The sequence below is a fragment of the Pseudothioglobus sp. nBUS_23 genome (assembly GCF_051201565.1).
Lineage (GTDB): Bacteria > Pseudomonadota > Gammaproteobacteria > PS1 > Pseudothioglobaceae > Pseudothioglobus.
The window spans coordinates 310,687-328,059 of sequence record NZ_CP179200.1 but is presented as its reverse complement, the minus strand read 5'-3'; the positions used below and the strand labels follow the sequence as shown (position 1 = coordinate 328,059).

Genomic DNA, 17,373 nt, shown 5'->3' with positions numbered 1-17,373 from the left:
ATAAATTAAATGCTATTTTTTTTAAGCAGTTTGAATTGAAACATACTGGCGATTAAATTTACCTTTCTTTTCAAATTGCACTTTACCATCTGCAACAGCAAACAAGGTATCATCTTTACCTTTCTTGACATTGGTTCCAGGATGAAACTTAGTGCCCCTCTGACGAACAAGAATATTTCCCGCCAAAACAGACTGGCCACCAAAGCGCTTTACACCAAGTCTTTTAGATACCGAATCTCTACCATTATTTGTACTACCGCCTGCTTTTTTATGTGCCATAGTTAACTCCTTATGCCTTAATTTTACCGATCTGAACTTCTGTAAACAACTGACGATGCCCTTGTTGCTTCATAGAATGCTTACGGCGTTTGAATTTAAGAATATGTACTTTTTTACCTTTACCTTGAGAAATCACTTTAGCCTCAACGCTTGCCTTTTCTACAAGTGGTGATCCAACTTGAACCTTATCTCCATCGGCAACCATCAGTACTTCATCAAATGTTACTTTTTTACCAGGCTCAACTTCAAGCTTCTCAATTTTAAGTGTCTCACCTTCAGAAACTTTATACTGCTTTCCACCGGTTTTAATTACTGCGTACATAACAAATCCTAATCTGTTTGCAAAAAAAGGGTGAATTATACTTGAACACTGCTCTTAATGAAAGTGGTGTTAATGAAATAAGTTATAATTCTATCTTTTTAATTAACCGAGATTACACATGATTATTTTAGAGACTAATATGGGTGAAATTCACATCACTGTAGACGCTGAAAAAGCACCAATTACTGCAAAAAACTTCACTGACTACGTGGAAGAAGGTTTTTTTGACGGCACTATTTTCCATAGGGTTATTCCAAACTTTATGATTCAAGGCGGAGGTATGACTGAGGATATGCATCAAAAAACAACTAAAGCTAATATCGAAAATGAAGCTAAAAATGGTCTAAAAAATGTCAAATACAGTGTTGCAATGGCTAGAACAATGGCTCCACATTCTGCAAGCTCACAGTTTTTTATTAATACTAATGATAATCAATTTTTAGACTTTCCTGGCCAAGACGGTTGGGGTTATTGCGTATTCGGTGAGGTTGTTGCTGGTCAAGACGTTGTGGACAAAATTGAAAAAGTTGAAACCATTAATCTTGGAGGGCATGCCGATGTCCCAGGGGAGGCAGTAATCATCAATAAGGCATTAATTAGTGAATAGATTCCCTTTATATTAGAGTTAGTCTTACATTTGATTTATGCATACAACACTGATCATCTCTGACCTTCATCTAACGAGTATAGAGGAAGATAAAATTGATTTTTTTGCTAATTTTTGCAAAAAATATGCTTCAAAAGCTGATCAATTATTTATTCTAGGTGACCTTTTTAATACCTGGATTGGAGATGATGTATCACTGGCAAGTTATAAAAAAATTATTAATACTCTCAGAGACTTAAGTCAAGACACAAAAGTCTTTATTATGGCTGGTAATCGTGATTTTTTACTTTCGAAACAGTTTGAATTAAAATCTGGCTGTCAGCTTATCAGTGAACCATATATTCTCGAGCTCAATACAAATAAATTTTTGTTGATTCATGGGGATAGCCTCTGCACTGATGATATTAACTATCAAAAATTAAAAAGAATTTTAAGAAGCCCGATTACACAGTTCATTTTTTTAAAACTCTCTAAAAACATACGACTTAAATTAACTGGACAACTTAGAAAGAAAAGTATTGAAGCTCAGAAATATAAAACTGAGGAATTAATGGATGTTAATCAAGAAACTACAGATTTATTGATGTCAAACTATCCAGGCTTTGAACTGATTCATGGCCATACCCATAGACAAAAAACACACATTGGAGAAAAATATACAAGGCACGTACTTGGTGACTGGTCAAACGCTAAAGGCAACGCAATTAAGATTACAGATAAACTAGAGTGGCTTGAAATCAACCAACCTTTCAAAAAGATCAATTGAACTTACCTTTAAATTGATTTTATCTTCCAATTTAGGCTTTGTTTTAACTTTTACTTGAGTAATCATTGCAAATTCAGGGATTATTAGCCTAGCTTTATTTCCACTAATCTCAATAACAATCCCTTCCCCTTCCCAACTTCTATCTTGCTTAAAATATAGGCACCTAAAGTGCTCAACACTTTGACGAATTGCTTTATTAATTTTAGACATCGAAGCATTGTTAACTTTGATTCTACTTTTGATATCATCTTCACTCAAAAGCTCAAGACCTGATATGTAATTAATGAGCTGATGTTGAACAATTAAATCTAAATAGCGCCTCATAGGACTTGTAACCCTTATGTAGGCCTCCAGACCCAAACTAGAATGCATGGATGGTTTAACTGATAACTTAGAGCGACTAAGACCCTTCGCAGCCTCAAAGGCCTTAGATAATGAGAGATTATGAATATTCTCAATAATTTCATCAGAAAACTTTCCTGATGCTTGTGATAAATAAGGCATTGAAATATTGTTTTCAATTGAATACTTGGAAATGACGCGCCCCGCTAAAACCATCATTTCTGACACCATCTCTCTACTTTCACTCTCTATTTGAGGGAAAACTAAGACCCTCTGGTCTTTAACCTTTATATCGGTTTTGGGCAGATTTAGTCTTAACGCGCCTGTGCTTTCTCTATATTTTTTATGCTCTTTAGCAATTTCGTTAAGTTTTGAAAGCCAGATATTTTCATATAAGGATTTATCTGCCTCCTCATAGCTCATTTTTGTCACCCTGATTTGACTCAAATGTATTTCAATACCACTTATTTCAGAATCATTCATTAAAAAACCAACCGAAATTGCATTAGATATCTCATTTACTCCAAGTGAACAGACTTCAGAAATTTTGGGTGGAAGCATATGAACGATTTGATCAGGAAGATAGAGGTTTGATGCTCTTTTTTGGGCAAATAAATCAAGGTCACTATTGATATCAACATAGCTTGCTACATCTGCAATATGAATCCAAACTCGATCGTCTTCAATACTGATTGCGTCATCTGCATCACTTGAATCAAAGTTATCTATAGCAAAACATGTAAGGTGAGTTAAGTCTTTTCTATCTTTAATGCTTTCATTAAATGCTAAGTCTTCATCGTTATAAATCTTGTTTCTTTGTGGATATGGATTTTTAAATTCTGACCAATACTTGATTTTTATCAAAAGTCGATGTGCGTTTTCTGGAGTATTGTCAATTGACATTGCACTCATTGCCTTTGAGTGTTTTGATTGGTTGTAGGCAACCTGTTCTATTTCATGAATCCAGGAAATATCATTATTTTCAAAATAGTCTTTTCTTAAATGATCAACACACCTTTGAAGGCTCTCTTCCTCCAAAGCTTTCTCTTGTCTACTTAATTTGATAGCTTGAATTTGAGCTAACGGCCTTAAGGCTAAAATATTTTTATTCCAATAAAAATACAAGCCATCTTCTGACATGAGGTTTACAAACCAGGCATTTTGACCTGTAAAGTCATCAAAAAGCCATTCTGTTAACTCTTGAAGCGACAAAGAATCAACATCCAAGTCATTTAAAATTGAAGTATCAACCTCAGGACAGTTGCTATGAACTGATGAAAACTCTGGATGAATGAATCGGAAATCTTTCTCTCTTACTTTTTGCCTGCTTCCATCTGAAAAACTAATCACATACTTATGAGTCGTTGAAGAAACAACTTGAGCTGGCCTTCCTTTGTATGCAACGAGTGCGCCTATTTTCGACAAGGCTTTCTCCACATTTTAAAATCGGTCTAGTTAGAATAGCTATTAGTTTTCAGTTTGTTTCTCTTTGATATGTTTACTTAACATCAAAACTGTAATCACTATCAAAACAAGAGTCAGCCCTAAAGTTCCAAACAGTTTAAAGTTTACCCAAGCTTCCTCTGAGCTCTGCGCAGAAATGCAAAGACTCTCAATGGGGCTTTGACTACAATCAAAGTTAGCTAAATCTATTTTTGGGTCAATCTGGGCGCCACTATTTAAAAATTGATTGCGCGCAGTCAAAGCAATATTTACAAAAAAAGCGTTAATTGCAGCAATAATAATAAATCCAAGGCTCCAAAACCACGTCAGATTTACCCAAGTAGTCCTAGGCAACTGAAGCTCCTTACCCATCATTCTCTCAAGCAAAGTTTTACTTCCAACGTAATTGCTACCAATAAGAACTGCCGCGAAAATAACGTATAAGACACTGACCTTCCACATCACAAATGCAGGATCTCTCAAAACAATACTAATGCCTCCAAATACCACAAGAAGGGCAAATGTGAGTACCTGAGAGGTGACAAATTTGCCAGTACTAAATCTCGAATACATTATTTGAACAAATGTTGAGGCAATCATTGCGTAGATTGCTGCATAGAGACCATAGTACTTATAGACTATGAAAAACAAAATGATAGGACCAAAATCCAAAAGAAACTTCATAACAATTTACTCCACATGTTCCTTAGAACAATAATTTTTACCGTTTTTTACAATGACATCAGACTCAGGAACATGAGTGTCGCAGGCATCACAAGCGATCATTTTTTGACCTTTTGCACTCTTTGAAACTGAAGGATTATTCTGCTTAAATCTCTTCATAAGACTAAACCCAATCCAACCCAAAAGCAGAACTAGAATTAATTTAATAAACAAAGCTATACCTTTATATTTTTAATATCTTAAGGCCAAATTTTACATAATAATTGAGGCGCATTATAAAAGGCTTAGGGTGACTCTCAATTAATTTTTAGAGAATCAATTAAATCATTTATACTAATTGTTCATTTTATTGTTTTAATACTTAAATGCATGAATAGTGAAACCCTCATCAGTTCGACAGGTGCAAAATTAAATGTCTATAGTCTTCTACCTCAAAAAGAAGTAAAGGCAATCATTCATATTGCTCATGGAATGGTGGAGCATGCATTAAGGTACTCACGATTTGCGAGCGAATTATGTCAATCGGGTTTTGCAGTTTATAGTCATGATATAAGGGGTCATGGTCATACTGAAGCAGAGGATGCACCTCAAGGTGTTTTCGCTGATTCAAATGGTTTTCAAGCTATTTTAAAAGATCAAAATGATGTGATCACCATTGCAAAAAGGAGGCATCCAAACAAACCAATCATTTGTTTTGGTCACTCTCTTGGCTCAATCATTAATTTAAACTTTGCTCTGCGATACCCAAAAATGATTAACGGTCTTGCCTGCTGGAATAGTGGAATTGAAATAGGAATATTGCCGCGAGCTTCTCGTATTATCTTATCTGTAGAGTCATTCTTTAGGGATCCTAATCTGCCAAGCCTAATTGCTTGGAAACTTTCCTTTGGTGCTTGGAATTCAAAGTTTAAACCTAACCGAACGGATTTTGATTGGCTCTCTCAGGATGACAAAGAGGTGGATCTTTATGTCAATGATTCACTTTGTGGATTTGAAGCTTCCATATCGATGTGGAGAGATATCCTAGAGGGTGTTTTTTTTGCGGGTAATCAAAAAAATTTGATTAAGTTGAATAAAAATCTTCCAGTTCATATTCTTGGTGGCGGAATAGATCCCTGCACCAATAATGGAAAAGATATGGAAAAACTAGCCCTCAAGCTCAAAAATAATGGGCTATCTGATATTACTTGTAACATTTTAGATAATACTCGCCATGAAAGTCTTAATGAAGTGAACAGGGATCAGACAACAAAAGAATTTATGAATTGGCTTGATTCAAGATTTTAACTATAGACTTTTCAGAATCGATAATTGATAAAAAAAATAATATCGATAGTATATAATTTGCCGTTCTCCAAACATCTCTGCCCGGGTGGTGAAATTGGTAGACACACAGGACTTAAAATCCTGCGGAGGTTAAACTCCGTGCCGGTTCGATTCCGGCCCCGGGCACCATTTCTTAAAATATTTATTTTTCTCTTTTTTAAGTGAATCTCTCACTTTATTATTTTTAAATAAAAATAATAACCATAAATAAATTATGGTAATATTTTCTTTGTTAACAATGATTGTTAGCAATTTATAAACAACAAAAAGGGGATGAATATGAGTAATGTAGAAACTCAAGATTCAGAGTTGATTTATGAGTTAGAGGCAAATCCGCCAAACGCTGAAAAATTCTTTGCTGCACTTCAACATGTGCTTGCAAGCTTTGTAGGCGTTATAACTCCGACTTTGATTATAGGTGGTGCTTTAGGACTGGGTGAGCAAATCCCATACTTAATCAGTATGGCGTTAATGGTATCTGGTGTTGGCACTATCATTCAAGCAAAAAAGCCGATGAATGTGGGTGCTGGAATGATTTGCGTTCAAGGAACAAGTTTTGCTTTTCTTAGCTCTGTTCTTGCTGCTGGTTTTTTAGCCAAAGCTGCAGGTGGAGGACCAGAAGAGATCTTAGCAATGATTATGGGCGTCTGTTTTTTAGGTGCGTTTATAGAGATTGGACTAAGTCAATTTCTGCCACAGCTTAGAAAACTTATAACACCAATAGTTACAGGAACGGTAATAACTATTATTGGTATTAGCCTTATTAAGGTCGGTTTAACTGATCTAGGAGGCGGACAGTGGTTGCTAGATAATAAGCCAGAGTTTTGGGGATCACTATCTAAAATTGCTCTTGGATTTATAGTCATGATTTCAATCATCATATTGAATCGCTCTAGCAATCAATGGATTCGATTGTCATCGATCGTTATCGGTCTTGTTATTGGTTTTATTGTTGCTCTAGTCATGGGTGAGGTAAACACAAGTCAGGTTTTTGCTGTGCAGGAGTCAATCAGCATACCCATACCTTTTCGATATGGTTTTGATTTTGATATTATTGCTTTTATACCAATTGCCTTGATTTACGTCATAACGGCAATTGAGTCTTCGGGTGATATAACGGCAAACTGTATGATCTCAAAGCAGGAAGTAAAAGGAGAGGGATACATTAATCGCATTAAAAATGGTGTTCTCGGTGACGGCGTAAACTCTGCAATTGCAGCTGTATTTAACACTTTCCCTAATACTACTTTTAGTCAAAATAATGGTGTCATTCAGCTGACGGGTATTGCTAGTCGTCATGTCGGTGTATGGATTGGTGGAATACTAATCGTCATGGGATTGTTCCCACATATTGGCTCTCTTCTGAGAGCACTACCAGCCTCTGTGCTTGGTGGGGCAACTATTGTGATGTTTGGAACCGTGGCAATAGCAGGTATCAAAATCCTATCTACTGTGAACATGAATCGTCGCAACATGCTGATTCTAGCTGTTTCTTTTGGCATGGGCCTTGGCGTGCTTCTTGTGCCTCAGTTTGCAGGCGCTTTAGCCAGTAATATTGGTGGCACATTTGGTAAGCTTATGGGCAGTATTTTTAGCTCAGCAATTACAACAGGTGGTCTAACTGTTCTAATTTTAAGTGCCATTATGGGTGAAAAGCAAGAAGACTAGCTGGACACATTTAAGAAAAAGGGTGGTGTATCCACCCTTTTTTATTAATTCATTAACATGATTATTATTTAAATTAATGAAGCAAAATTTGTTCCAATATTAGAAACATTCACTCTAATCAATATGGTATATTCCGATTTAATAGTTAGAAGTTTGTTGAATTAAACTCACTTTTTTCTTTACAAAAGGCTTTTAATAAAGTAAATTTATATTGTGAGTTTGATGTAATTTCAATCCTCAATTAAATAGAGACAGATGGTTAATTTCATCTAAGAATTTTTTTTCTTTGAAAATGTTTATTTATGAGTAATTCAAATCCGTTAGTAAAGTTTGAAAATGTTCAAAAAAGTTATGATGGTGAAGTTCTAGTTGTCAAAGATTTCAACCTAGATGTTGCCAAGGGTGAATTTGTTACTATGCTTGGACCGTCAGGCTCTGGAAAGACGACCTGCCTGATGATGCTTGCTGGATTTGAGCCAACCACAAATGGAACAATCTATTTAAAGGACAAGCCTATTAATAATGTGCCGCCTCACAAGAGAGGTATTGGTATGGTATTCCAGAATTATGCACTCTTCCCTCATATGACTGTTGCAGAGAACTTAGCGTTTCCTTTAGAAGTTCGAAAAATGGACAAATCTGAGAGAGAGGCAAAGGTTAACCGTGCACTTGACATGGTGCAGCTTGGAGAATTTGGTAACAGACGTCCTATGCAGTTATCAGGTGGTCAGCAGCAAAGGGTTGCTGTTGCCAGATCTTTAGTCTTTGATCCGGATTTAGTCCTGATGGATGAGCCATTGGGGGCACTTGACAAAAACTTGAGAGAACAAATGCAGTATGAAATCAAACATTTGCATGAAGAGTTAGGCTTAACGGTCGTTTATGTAACTCATGACCAAACTGAAGCACTTACCATGTCAAACCGAATCGCGGTTTTTGATGATGGAGTTGTTCAGCAGTGCGCATCACCAGAGAATCTCTATGAAAAACCAGAGAACGCTTTCGTTGCAAACTTCATTGGTGAGAATAATCGCCTCATGGGTACTGTAGAATCTATAGACGGTGACAAAGCAACAGTCAAAACTGATTCGGGTGATATAGTTGTAGCCTCAAAGGTTAATGTCAATAAGGCTGGTGAGAGAGCCACGCTGTCACTAAGGCCCGAGAGAATTATAGTTTCACCTTCAAAAGGTAAAACACCAAATACTTATTCAGCCAAGGTAGAAGAATTAATCTATCATGGCGACCATATTCGCACTCGCTTTAACGTGTGTGGACACGACGATTTTATCGTCAAAATTCCAAATTCAATTGGTAATGTCAGTCTCAAAGAGGGCAAAGAAGTAAATATCGGTTGGATGTCGGAGGACTGTCTAGCTCTTGATGGATAGAGTCTAGACTTAATTTAAGGAGAAATATAAATGAAAAATGTAATAACAAAAACTCTGGTAGCAAGTGCTATTTCAACAGCAATGTTGGCTGGCGCTGCGCAAGCAGATGTCACAATGGTTTCTTGGGGTGGTGGCTACTCAGCCTCTCAACAAAAAGCCTATATCGACACTTACTCAAGTGGAGATATTAATTTGATCAGTTACAATGGTGGTCTAGGTGAAGTTCGCGCTCAAGTAGAGTCTGGTAATGTTGTATGGGATATCGTCGACGTACTCCCATCTCAAGCTAGAACGGGTTGTGATGAAGGACTATTTGAAGAGTTAGATCGTAGCATCTTCCTTCCTGCGCCTGATGGAACACCAATGGATGAAGATACAATGGTTCCAGTTCCAAACGATTGTGTAGTTCCACAAATATGGTGGTCATATGTACCATTCCATAAAGCTGACACATTCTCAGGTGAGCAACCTTCAACTATTCATGACTTCTTTGATGTAGAGAAGTTTCCTGGAAAGCGCGGTGTTCATACATGGGGAAATGGTATAGTTGAGATGGCATTGTATGCAAGTGGTGTAGCTATTCCAGATATCTATGATGTCTTGAGTACTCAAGAAGGTCAAGATATGGTTTTTGACAAACTTGATACAATTAAAGACCACGTAGTATTTTGGTCTTCAGGTGCAAAGCCATTGGATCTAGTTAACTCTGGTGAGGTTTCAATGTCACTAGCTTACAACGGTCGCGTTGGTGGTGCTATCTTGAATGATGGTGCAGACTACGTTCCTGTATGGGATGGTCAAGTTCTTGAAGAGGAATGGTTAGTTTTGATGAATGGAGCTCCAAACAGAGCTGCAGCTCTTCACTTCCTAGTTCATGCTTCAAGCACTCAAGCACAAGCTGATCAAGCCAAGTGGATTAACTATGGTCCTATGCGTCTATCTGCACTTCCTGTAATGGAAGCAGGCGAGCCGTGGTTTAACACTGGCGTAAACATTATGGAGCACATGCCTAATACGGCGGAGCACATGAAAGGTGGTATCTTAGCTGATCCAGACTGGTGGGCTGATAATGGTCAAGCTGTAAATGATCGTTATGCTGCTTGGATGGCTCAATAATTAGCTATTTAAAACGAGCTTATTAAATTAAACTCGTTTAAAAAAACAGGTCGGTAACACTACCGACCTGTTTCTAACTCCTAACCTTCTGTTGTTATTATTGATATTGTATGAGTGCGACTTCCAACATAGATACTAAAGGTCAACTTCTGACTAATGATGGCGTTCCGCTCAAAGAAAGCCTAAAAAAATCACTTCGCCGGACTAAAATTCGCTCATTTCTTCTGCTTTTAGCGCCCCTCTTATTTTTATTAATTATGTTTGTAACGCCAATAGGCTCGCTTCTGTCTAGAAGCGTCGATGACACCAGTATAAATATAGTACTTCCAGAAACATTTGTTCAGTATGAATTATGGGAAGATAAATCTCAAATTCCTAATGAAGAAATGTTTGCTGCGGTTATCAATGATATTCGTGTAACTCATAAGATGGAAGATAGTAGAGGAAAGAATATCGGTAAAAATCTACTCGGTAAAGCAGGTACTAGGATGACTTATGAGTTCTCTGGATGGAGAAGCTTATTATTGAAAACAGTCAAATCAGCGACCGCAGTAGATAAAAAATCCAAAGAAGAAGTTAAGCCTTATAAATGGGAAGCACCTTACAAGGAAAAAATGATTAAAAGGGATAAACGCTGGGGTAAGGTTGAGTTCTGGCAATCATTAGGTGCGATGAAAGACCCTTATACCATGGGTTATTATCTCAATGCTGTTGACTTGAGGTATGACGCAAATAAGAACATCATTGAAAAGAAAGAGCACTTAAAAATTTATAAAACGATTTGGATGAGAACGCTTCAGGTTAGCTTAATGGTAACCATTTTCTGTTTAATTTTGGCCTATCCAGTCTCCTATTTATTGGCAACACTTCCAATGAGAACATCTAATCTTTTGATGATTTGTGTTTTGATGCCCTTCTGGACTTCACTCCTTGTAAGAATTGTTGCTTGGATGATAATGCTTCAACAAAATGGAGTTGTAAATGACACCTTGGTTGGCATTCTTCCTTGCTTTGAAGGAATGGTCAACCTTCCATTTTTTGGAGAAACAAACATTGATCTCTGCTTTAGTGATGAAGATCGAATCCCTATGATGTATAACTTTACAGGTACCATTATTGTAATGACGCAGGTCCTACTGCCATTTATGATCTTGCCAATCTATAGCGTCATGAGAGGTATACCGCCTAGCTATATGAAGGCGGCTCAGAACCTTGGTGCAACTCCAACGAGAGCATTTATTCGCGTCTATATGCCCCAATCAGTTCCAGGCATTGGTGCGGGTTGTATATTAGTGTTTATTGTTGCCATTGGCTACTACATTACTCCGGAGCTAGTTGGAGGCAAAGATGGCCTCATGATTGGTAACTTTGTTGCACGTGAAATGCAACAAACCTTGAACTGGGGTCTCGCTGCAGCAATGGGAGCCATTCTTCTCGCTGCAGTTTTAATTCTTTATTGGGCCTATGATCGACTCATTGGTATTGATAACTTGAAGATGGGCTAACTATGAAATTTCCTTCCTATACAACTCCTCGAGAAAAGCTTTGGTTCTATACTTACAGAACATTTTGTGGGCTAGTGCTATTTTTCCTTGTAGCTCCTCTCATTGTTGTAATCCCGCTCTCATTTACAAATTCTGTTTTCCTACAATTTGTGCCCGAGATGAAAATCTTTAGCTTTGAGACTTGGTCCTTTAACTTTGATGGCTATGGACTCAGATGGTACAAAGAACTAGTTGGTGATTGTAGTACTAATTCAGGATCGACAGTATGTACAGATAGGTGGATGATAGGTATTAAGAATAGTGCTTTGATTGCAGTCTTTGCAACCTTCTTTGCAAGCGTATTAGGAACTCTAGCAGCACTTGGCTTATCAAATCGTCATATGCCCTTTAATCGCTTGATCATGGCGCTAATGATCTCTCCGATGATTGTTCCACTTATTATTACTGCGGCTGGTATGTTTTTCTTTTTCGCCAAAGTTAATCTAGTGGCCACCCTTCCGGGATTAATCATTGCGCATACAATTCTAGGGATACCATTCGTAGTCATTACAGTGACCGCCTCACTGGCTGGCTTTGATAATAACCTTCTTCGAGCTGGAGCAACTTTGGGAGGCTCTCCTCTAAGGAATTTTTTAAAAATCCAAGCCCCTCTCATTGCACCTGGTGTGATCTCAGGAGCTCTTTTTGCCTTCATTACCTCATTTGATGAGGTCGTTATAGTTCTCTTTGTTGGTGGACCAGAGCAATACACACTCCCAAGACAGATGTGGTCTGGTATTCGCAATGAGATTAGCCCTACAATTTTAGCTGCGGCAACCATTCTAGTAATATTCTCTATATTACTCCTAACAACTCTTGAAATGCTTCGTCGAAGAGCTGAAAAAATTCGCGGTATTACTCCTCATTAAATTATCTAACTTACATTAACAATTAATTTTTAATGTATAGTTTCTAAATGAGTTCAGTGCCTAAAAATTTAACTAGGGAAAGACTCCTTGCCTTAATTGCCTGCCTTTTAATTACTTTTTGTATGGGCACTATTCATGCCTTCAGCACTCTCATTCAAAACATTGAAATTCAAACTAGTGTTGGCCGAATGGCGTCAAGTTTTGTATACTCTATTGCACTGGTTAATGTCACTTTAGCAGTATTTTTTGGCCATATTCTTTATCGTAAACTGTCACCCAATCTTCTAATTTCATTAATTGCGATATTACCTATCGTTGGTCTTTTTTTCTCAAGTTCACAGAGCTGGCTTGGCTGGGTAATTGGTTATGGCTTTCTTTTTGGTCTATCCAGTGGTCTAGGTTATGGTCTCTCACTCTTTATCGTTTCCTCTATCACCGATAGAGATAAACTTGGATATGCACTAGGACTTGTAACCGCTTCCTATGCATTTGGTGCAGTAGCGTTTTCAATGGCTTATCCATTTTTATTTAGCTATTTTGGATTTAAAAATGGCTATATTATTGGCTTAGTCACTCTTACACTAATAGTAATGATTGCTCTTTTTTGTTATAAAGTTTCTAAGGTTAATATCAAAAATGAATTAAATGGTGACAATCAAATTCAATCAAAAAACCCAAAGATTAGTCAGCTTTGGTTTGGTTATTTTTTAGGGGTTTTTGCGGGACTTATGGCAATTGGACATGCAGTTCCTTTGATCATTTCATTTGGCGGTTCAAAACTAACTGCGGTTTCAGCCATTACTCTGATGACTCTTGGAAGTGCAATTGCTGGAATCTATGCAGGCTGGCTTGTAGATCGATATGGATGCAAGCGCCCGCTCCTTGTTATATTAATTATTAATTGTTTAGCTCTTATCGGTCTTTCAACAATAACAAATATACATCTGTTGTTAGTTTTACTAGTAACTATTGCATCGCTCTATGGAGCTGTAATAGCAATTTACCCAACACTTGTAAATCATTTTGTAGGCAGCAAACTATCAGCAAAAATATATGGGCGGGTCTTTACAGCCTGGGGAGTAGCCGGTCTGATCTCACCTTCACTTGCTGGATGGCTGTTTGAGAAAAATAATAACTATGGCACTTCAATTCTATTTGCTCTATCTTTATCATTTATTGCAGTTCTTCTTATTTCGAAAATAAAATACACTGTGAACTAATAGATAAAAAAGAGTTCTCTAAAAAATGAATCCCTAATATAATTAAACTTATTTATTTCAATAATTTAAACCTATGAAAAAACATATTATTTCAACTGATAAAGCTCCTGCTGCCATAGGAATATACTCACAAGCAGTTGCAGTTAACGGCGGAACAACGGTCTATCTTTCAGGACAAATTCCTCTTATTCCGGAAACAATGGAAATTGTTGAAGGAGGCATTGAAGAACAAATTCATCAAGTTTTCAAAAATCTTAAGGCTCTATGTGAAGCATCAAAAGGCAATTTAAGTGACATAGTTAAGTTGAACATTTTTTTAACAGATCTGAGTAACTTTGCTACTTTGAATGAGATTATGGAAACTTATTTCTCTGAACCTTACCCTGCACGAGCTGCAATTGGAGTGAAAGAACTCCCTAAAGGTGTCGGTGTTGAAATGGATGGCGTCATGGTTATTAGTTCGGACTCTTACAGCTTCTAAATTTATGCCTTCAATCTCTGATCCAATCATCTCGATTAAAGGGTTAGGGAAGAAAACCTCTGATAGGTTAAATCAGCTAGGAATTCATACTTTAGAGCACTTAGTTTTTCACCTGCCCTCTAGGTATCAAGACAAAACTTCAATCACTTCTCTATCAGATACAAGTCTAAATGATGAGATTTTGATTGAAGCAACTATTGACAGAATTGAAGTCATTCCCTCAAGACAAAGGCAGTTATTGTGCTATTTATCTGATAACCAAAATCACAGAATCCTATTACGTTTTTTTCATTTTACTCAGTATCAAAAACAAGGACTGATCCGAGGTGAAACAATGCAGTGCTTCGGAGAAATCAAGATTGGTCGCAAGGGTTTTGAGATGCATCACCCTGAGTATCGCATCATCACCCAAAATCAGAGTCCGCTTCTAGAGCCAACACTGACTCCAATCTACCCTCTTTGTTCTGGCATCAGTCAGAACAAAATGAAGCAATGGGTTAATTACTCTCTTGAGGTATTAAAAACAAGTCAGCTTGATGATTACTTTGAAAAAATTACCCAGCAATCGATGCCAAGCCTGAAAAGTTCATTAATGCTGCTGCATCATCCAGAAAAAGATGAAGACTTATCAGCAATAGAATCCTTTAAACATGTATCTCAGCAAAGATTGATTATTGAAGAGCTTGCTACTCACCAACTTAGTTTGTTGAAAACCAAAAAAGCCCGAAAAGGTAAAAAAACTAACGCCTTCATACTTAAAAACACTTTGAGTAACAAGCTTTTGAACTCCCTTGATTTCAAGTTAACCAACGCTCAGTCTCATTGCATTCAAGAAATAAATGACGATTTAGCAAGTTCAGAACCAATGCTCAGACTACTCCAGGGAGATGTTGGATCAGGAAAAACTATTGTTGCAGTTTTTGCTCTCATTCAGGCTGTTGAAAATAACTTTCAGGCAGCAATTATGGCACCTACTGAAATTTTGGCTCGCCAACACCTTCAAAACTTTACTCACTATCTTGAGTCGTTAAATATTCAAATTGCCTACCTCTCAGGATCTCAAAATACTCAGGAAAGAATGGAGCAGCTGAGTCTTGTCGAGAGTGGCAAAGCAAAAGTTGTGATTGGAACACATGCACTTTTCCAAGAGAGTGTTAGCTTTAAAAATTTATCCCTTGTTATTATTGATGAGCAACATAAGTTTGGAGTTCATCAAAGACTATCCCTTACAAAAAAAGCTAATCATACTCCGCACCAACTCGTCATGACTGCAACACCAATACCAAGATCATTAACAATGAGTGCCTATGCTGACCTTGATACCTCAATCATAGATGAGCTTCCTCCAGGTCGTCAGAAAGTTGAAACCATTGCATTAAATAATGCCAGAAGAGACGAGCTAATAACTAAGATTAGGAAAATCTCAGATGAGGGTCGTCAAATTTATTGGGTTTGTACACTTATTGAAGAGTCAGAAGCTCTCAGAGCAGAATCAGCTGAAAAAACCTTCAATTACCTTAAAGACCATCTTGCGGATTTAACAGTTGTTTTGATTCATGGAAGGCTAACAAAGCAAGAGAAAGAAGGCATTATGAAAGACTTTGAAAATGGTCAAATTAACCTTCTAGTTGCAACAACCGTCATTGAAGTCGGAGTGAATGTGCCTAACGCAAGTCTGATGATTGTTGAAAATGCTGAGCGCCTAGGTTTAGCTCAGCTCCATCAGCTCAGAGGACGTGTTGGAAGAGGCTCTGAGAAAAGCATCTGTATACTCATGTATCAATCACCTCTTAGTAACAATGCTAGAGAGAGGCTTGATATCCTCAGGCAAAGTAATGATGGCTTTATGATTGCTCAAAAAGACCTAGAACTTCGAGGCCCTGGAGAAATATTAGGGACTCAACAAACTGGAATAGCCTCTATGAAAATTGCAAATATTGTCAGAGATGCTTACCTCCTTAAAGAGGCTGGTTATTATTCTTCAAAGATGCTTGAGGCAAACCTAGATAGTCAAAATGCCTTAATCAACCGATGGATAGATGAAGAAAAGACTGATTATTTTGATGCGTAATTTTTTTTGAATTTAAAAAAACCTAGATTCTTGTAAAATACAGCGCTTATGTTTAATCCCGACAAATTTAATTGGCGAATCTTTGATCCAAGCGAGCAAATACCATCTTATGTTAGTATTTGGCTGTTGGATAGTACTTCATTAACGCAAAAACTTAAAGAGAAATATGAAGACTTTGAAGTTAATGTCATCTCACAAAAAGAAAGTATGCCTTACAAGTGCGAAAATCAACTTTTAAACTCGCCTGAAAACATAGAAATTATTGTTAGGGAGGTTGAGCTTCTAGGAAATCAAAAACCTGTAGTCAATGCTCGCTCACTGATCCCTATTAATGAGGATACAATTGATATTTTAAAAATTGGCTCTAGACCTCTTGGAGAAATTTTATTTGATGATCCCAAAATAGAGCGTGGCCATCTAGAGGTAGGAAGTTTTCAAAATTCATGGGCAAGACGGTCAACTTTTAACATCGGTAAAACTAATTTGCTCGTTACTGAGATATTTTTGGAGTCATTGTATGCGTGATAAATTATTCGACAAACAACTAGATATTGCAGATTTTCAATTTGATGATGACGTAGTTAAAGTGTTTGATGACATGGTCAGAAGATCAGTCCCAGGATATGACTCAATGATACAAATGATTGGTCTTGTTGCTAGAATGTATGGTCAAAACAATACCAACTACTATGACCTAGGTTCATCAACCGGGGCTATAACGCTCTCACTCGCCCTAAATAATAAAAACAAGAATAATCAATTTATTGCTATCGATAACTCTGAGGAAATGACTAGGCAGTGCAAAATAAATCTTAACGATACAGTAGATAATCTGCATGTAATCTGTGAAGATATTAATCAAGCTAACATTAAAAATGCATCCATAGTTGTTTTGAATTTAACGCTTCAATTTATTGATGTTAAACTTCGCTCAAGTCTCATAAAAAAGATTTATGAGGGACTAAATCCTGGCGGCATCCTCATCATTAGCGAAAAGGTTCACTTTGATGATGAATTGACTCAAAATCATATTACAAAACTTCATTTGGATTTTAAGAGAGAGAATGGATACAGTGAACTTGAGATTGCAAATAAACGTCAAGCAATCGAAAATGTTCTCATTACTGAATCAAAAGAAGATCATCTTAAGCGCTTAAGTAATTCTGGCTTTATGGAGACTAGTTGCATCTTTCAGTGCCTTAACTTTGTTTCTTTTTTATCTGTAAAATAAACTTACTTATTTT

At 37.0% G+C, this 17,373-nt stretch carries 18 protein-coding genes and 1 tRNA gene; 14 read left to right on the top strand and 5 right to left on the bottom strand.

Translation table 11 applies throughout. The features are described from left to right. Positions 1-21: 21 nt before the first annotated feature. The gene (gene rpmA, locus ACMAZA_RS01645; protein WP_435189449.1) at positions 22-279 is read right to left on the bottom strand and encodes a 50S ribosomal protein L27; all 258 of its coding nucleotides are present in this window, start codon (positions 277-279) and stop codon (positions 22-24) included. A gap of 10 nt (positions 280-289) precedes the next feature. Further along, positions 290-601 (bottom strand): 50S ribosomal protein L21, encoded by a 312-nt coding sequence (gene rplU, locus ACMAZA_RS01640; protein WP_435189447.1) that lies wholly within the window; start codon positions 599-601, stop codon positions 290-292. 118 nt (positions 602-719) lie between these two features. On the opposite strand from rplU, the gene ACMAZA_RS01635 reads away from it, so the two are divergent. After that, on the top strand, positions 720-1,208 hold the full coding sequence (locus ACMAZA_RS01635) for a peptidylprolyl isomerase (RefSeq protein WP_435189445.1): 489 nt from the start codon (positions 720-722) through the stop codon (positions 1,206-1,208). Between the two features lie 37 nt (positions 1,209-1,245). Continuing rightward, the gene (locus tag ACMAZA_RS01630; protein ID WP_435189444.1) at positions 1,246-1,974 is read left to right on the top strand and encodes a UDP-2,3-diacylglucosamine diphosphatase; all 729 of its coding nucleotides are present in this window, start codon (positions 1,246-1,248) and stop codon (positions 1,972-1,974) included. Here ACMAZA_RS01630 and ACMAZA_RS01625 read toward each other — a convergent pair. From ACMAZA_RS01625 to ACMAZA_RS01615, 3 genes are read right to left on the bottom strand one after another with little or no spacing between them, the layout of a single operon-like run. After that, complete coding sequence (locus ACMAZA_RS01625; protein ID WP_435189442.1) at positions 1,930-3,741, bottom strand: ribonuclease catalytic domain-containing protein; 1,812 nt, start codon at positions 3,739-3,741, stop codon at positions 1,930-1,932. The two genes, ACMAZA_RS01630 and ACMAZA_RS01625, sit on opposite strands and share 45 nt — an antisense overlap. Positions 3,742-3,783: 42 nt before the next feature. Further along, on the bottom strand, positions 3,784-4,443 hold the full coding sequence (locus ACMAZA_RS01620; RefSeq protein WP_435189440.1) for an inner membrane-spanning protein YciB: 660 nt from the start codon (positions 4,441-4,443) through the stop codon (positions 3,784-3,786). A gap of 6 nt (positions 4,444-4,449) precedes the next feature. Then, entirely contained in the window at positions 4,450-4,656 is a 207-nt protein-coding gene (locus ACMAZA_RS01615; RefSeq protein ID WP_435189439.1) for a PP0621 family protein, read from the bottom strand. Positions 4,657-4,812: 156 nt separating this feature from the next. Between ACMAZA_RS01615 and ACMAZA_RS01610 the strand changes: the two genes are divergently transcribed. The 12 genes from ACMAZA_RS01610 (at position 4,813) to cmoA (ending at position 17,360) form a co-directional block, all read left to right on the top strand. Continuing rightward, positions 4,813-5,730 (top strand): alpha/beta fold hydrolase, encoded by a 918-nt coding sequence (locus ACMAZA_RS01610; RefSeq protein ID WP_435189438.1) that lies wholly within the window; start codon positions 4,813-4,815, stop codon positions 5,728-5,730. 79 nt (positions 5,731-5,809) lie between these two features. Next, positions 5,810-5,898, top strand: a tRNA-Leu gene (locus ACMAZA_RS01605). Positions 5,899-6,048: 150 nt separating this feature from the next. Beyond that, positions 6,049-7,437 (top strand): uracil-xanthine permease family protein, encoded by a 1,389-nt coding sequence (locus tag ACMAZA_RS01600; RefSeq protein ID WP_435189436.1) that lies wholly within the window; start codon positions 6,049-6,051, stop codon positions 7,435-7,437. Positions 7,438-7,739: 302 nt separating this feature from the next. After that, positions 7,740-8,828, top strand: coding sequence for an ABC transporter ATP-binding protein (locus ACMAZA_RS01595; RefSeq protein WP_435189435.1), 1,089 nt, complete (start codon positions 7,740-7,742; stop codon positions 8,826-8,828). Between the two features lie 30 nt (positions 8,829-8,858). After that, positions 8,859-9,944 carry an extracellular solute-binding protein gene (locus tag ACMAZA_RS01590; RefSeq protein ID WP_435189433.1) on the top strand — a complete coding sequence of 362 codons (1,086 nt, stop codon included), beginning with the start codon at positions 8,859-8,861 and terminating at the stop codon, positions 9,942-9,944. 110 nt (positions 9,945-10,054) lie between these two features. Then, a complete protein-coding gene (locus tag ACMAZA_RS01585; RefSeq protein ID WP_435189432.1) occupies positions 10,055-11,449 on the top strand; it encodes an ABC transporter permease in 1,395 nt (464 codons plus the stop codon). A gap of 2 nt (positions 11,450-11,451) precedes the next feature. Further along, positions 11,452-12,357 carry an ABC transporter permease gene (locus tag ACMAZA_RS01580; protein WP_435189430.1) on the top strand — a complete coding sequence of 302 codons (906 nt, stop codon included), beginning with the start codon at positions 11,452-11,454 and terminating at the stop codon, positions 12,355-12,357. A gap of 47 nt (positions 12,358-12,404) precedes the next feature. Continuing rightward, entirely contained in the window at positions 12,405-13,577 is a 1,173-nt protein-coding gene (locus ACMAZA_RS01575) for an MFS transporter (protein WP_435189428.1), read from the top strand. A 73-nt stretch (positions 13,578-13,650) separates the two neighbouring features. Continuing rightward, positions 13,651-14,058, top strand: coding sequence for a RidA family protein (locus ACMAZA_RS01570; protein WP_435189427.1), 408 nt, complete (start codon positions 13,651-13,653; stop codon positions 14,056-14,058). A gap of 4 nt (positions 14,059-14,062) precedes the next feature. Then, positions 14,063-16,129, top strand: a complete 2,067-nt coding sequence (gene recG, locus ACMAZA_RS01565) for an ATP-dependent DNA helicase RecG (protein ID WP_435190448.1) — start codon at positions 14,063-14,065, stop codon at positions 16,127-16,129. A 48-nt stretch (positions 16,130-16,177) separates the two neighbouring features. After that, positions 16,178-16,654 (top strand): chorismate--pyruvate lyase family protein, encoded by a 477-nt coding sequence (locus tag ACMAZA_RS01560; RefSeq protein WP_435189425.1) that lies wholly within the window; start codon positions 16,178-16,180, stop codon positions 16,652-16,654. Continuing rightward, positions 16,647-17,360, top strand: coding sequence for a carboxy-S-adenosyl-L-methionine synthase CmoA (cmoA, locus tag ACMAZA_RS01555; protein WP_435189423.1), 714 nt, complete (start codon positions 16,647-16,649; stop codon positions 17,358-17,360). The genes ACMAZA_RS01560 and cmoA overlap by 8 nt, the downstream gene beginning before the upstream one ends. The last annotated feature ends 13 nt before the right edge of the window (positions 17,361-17,373 follow it).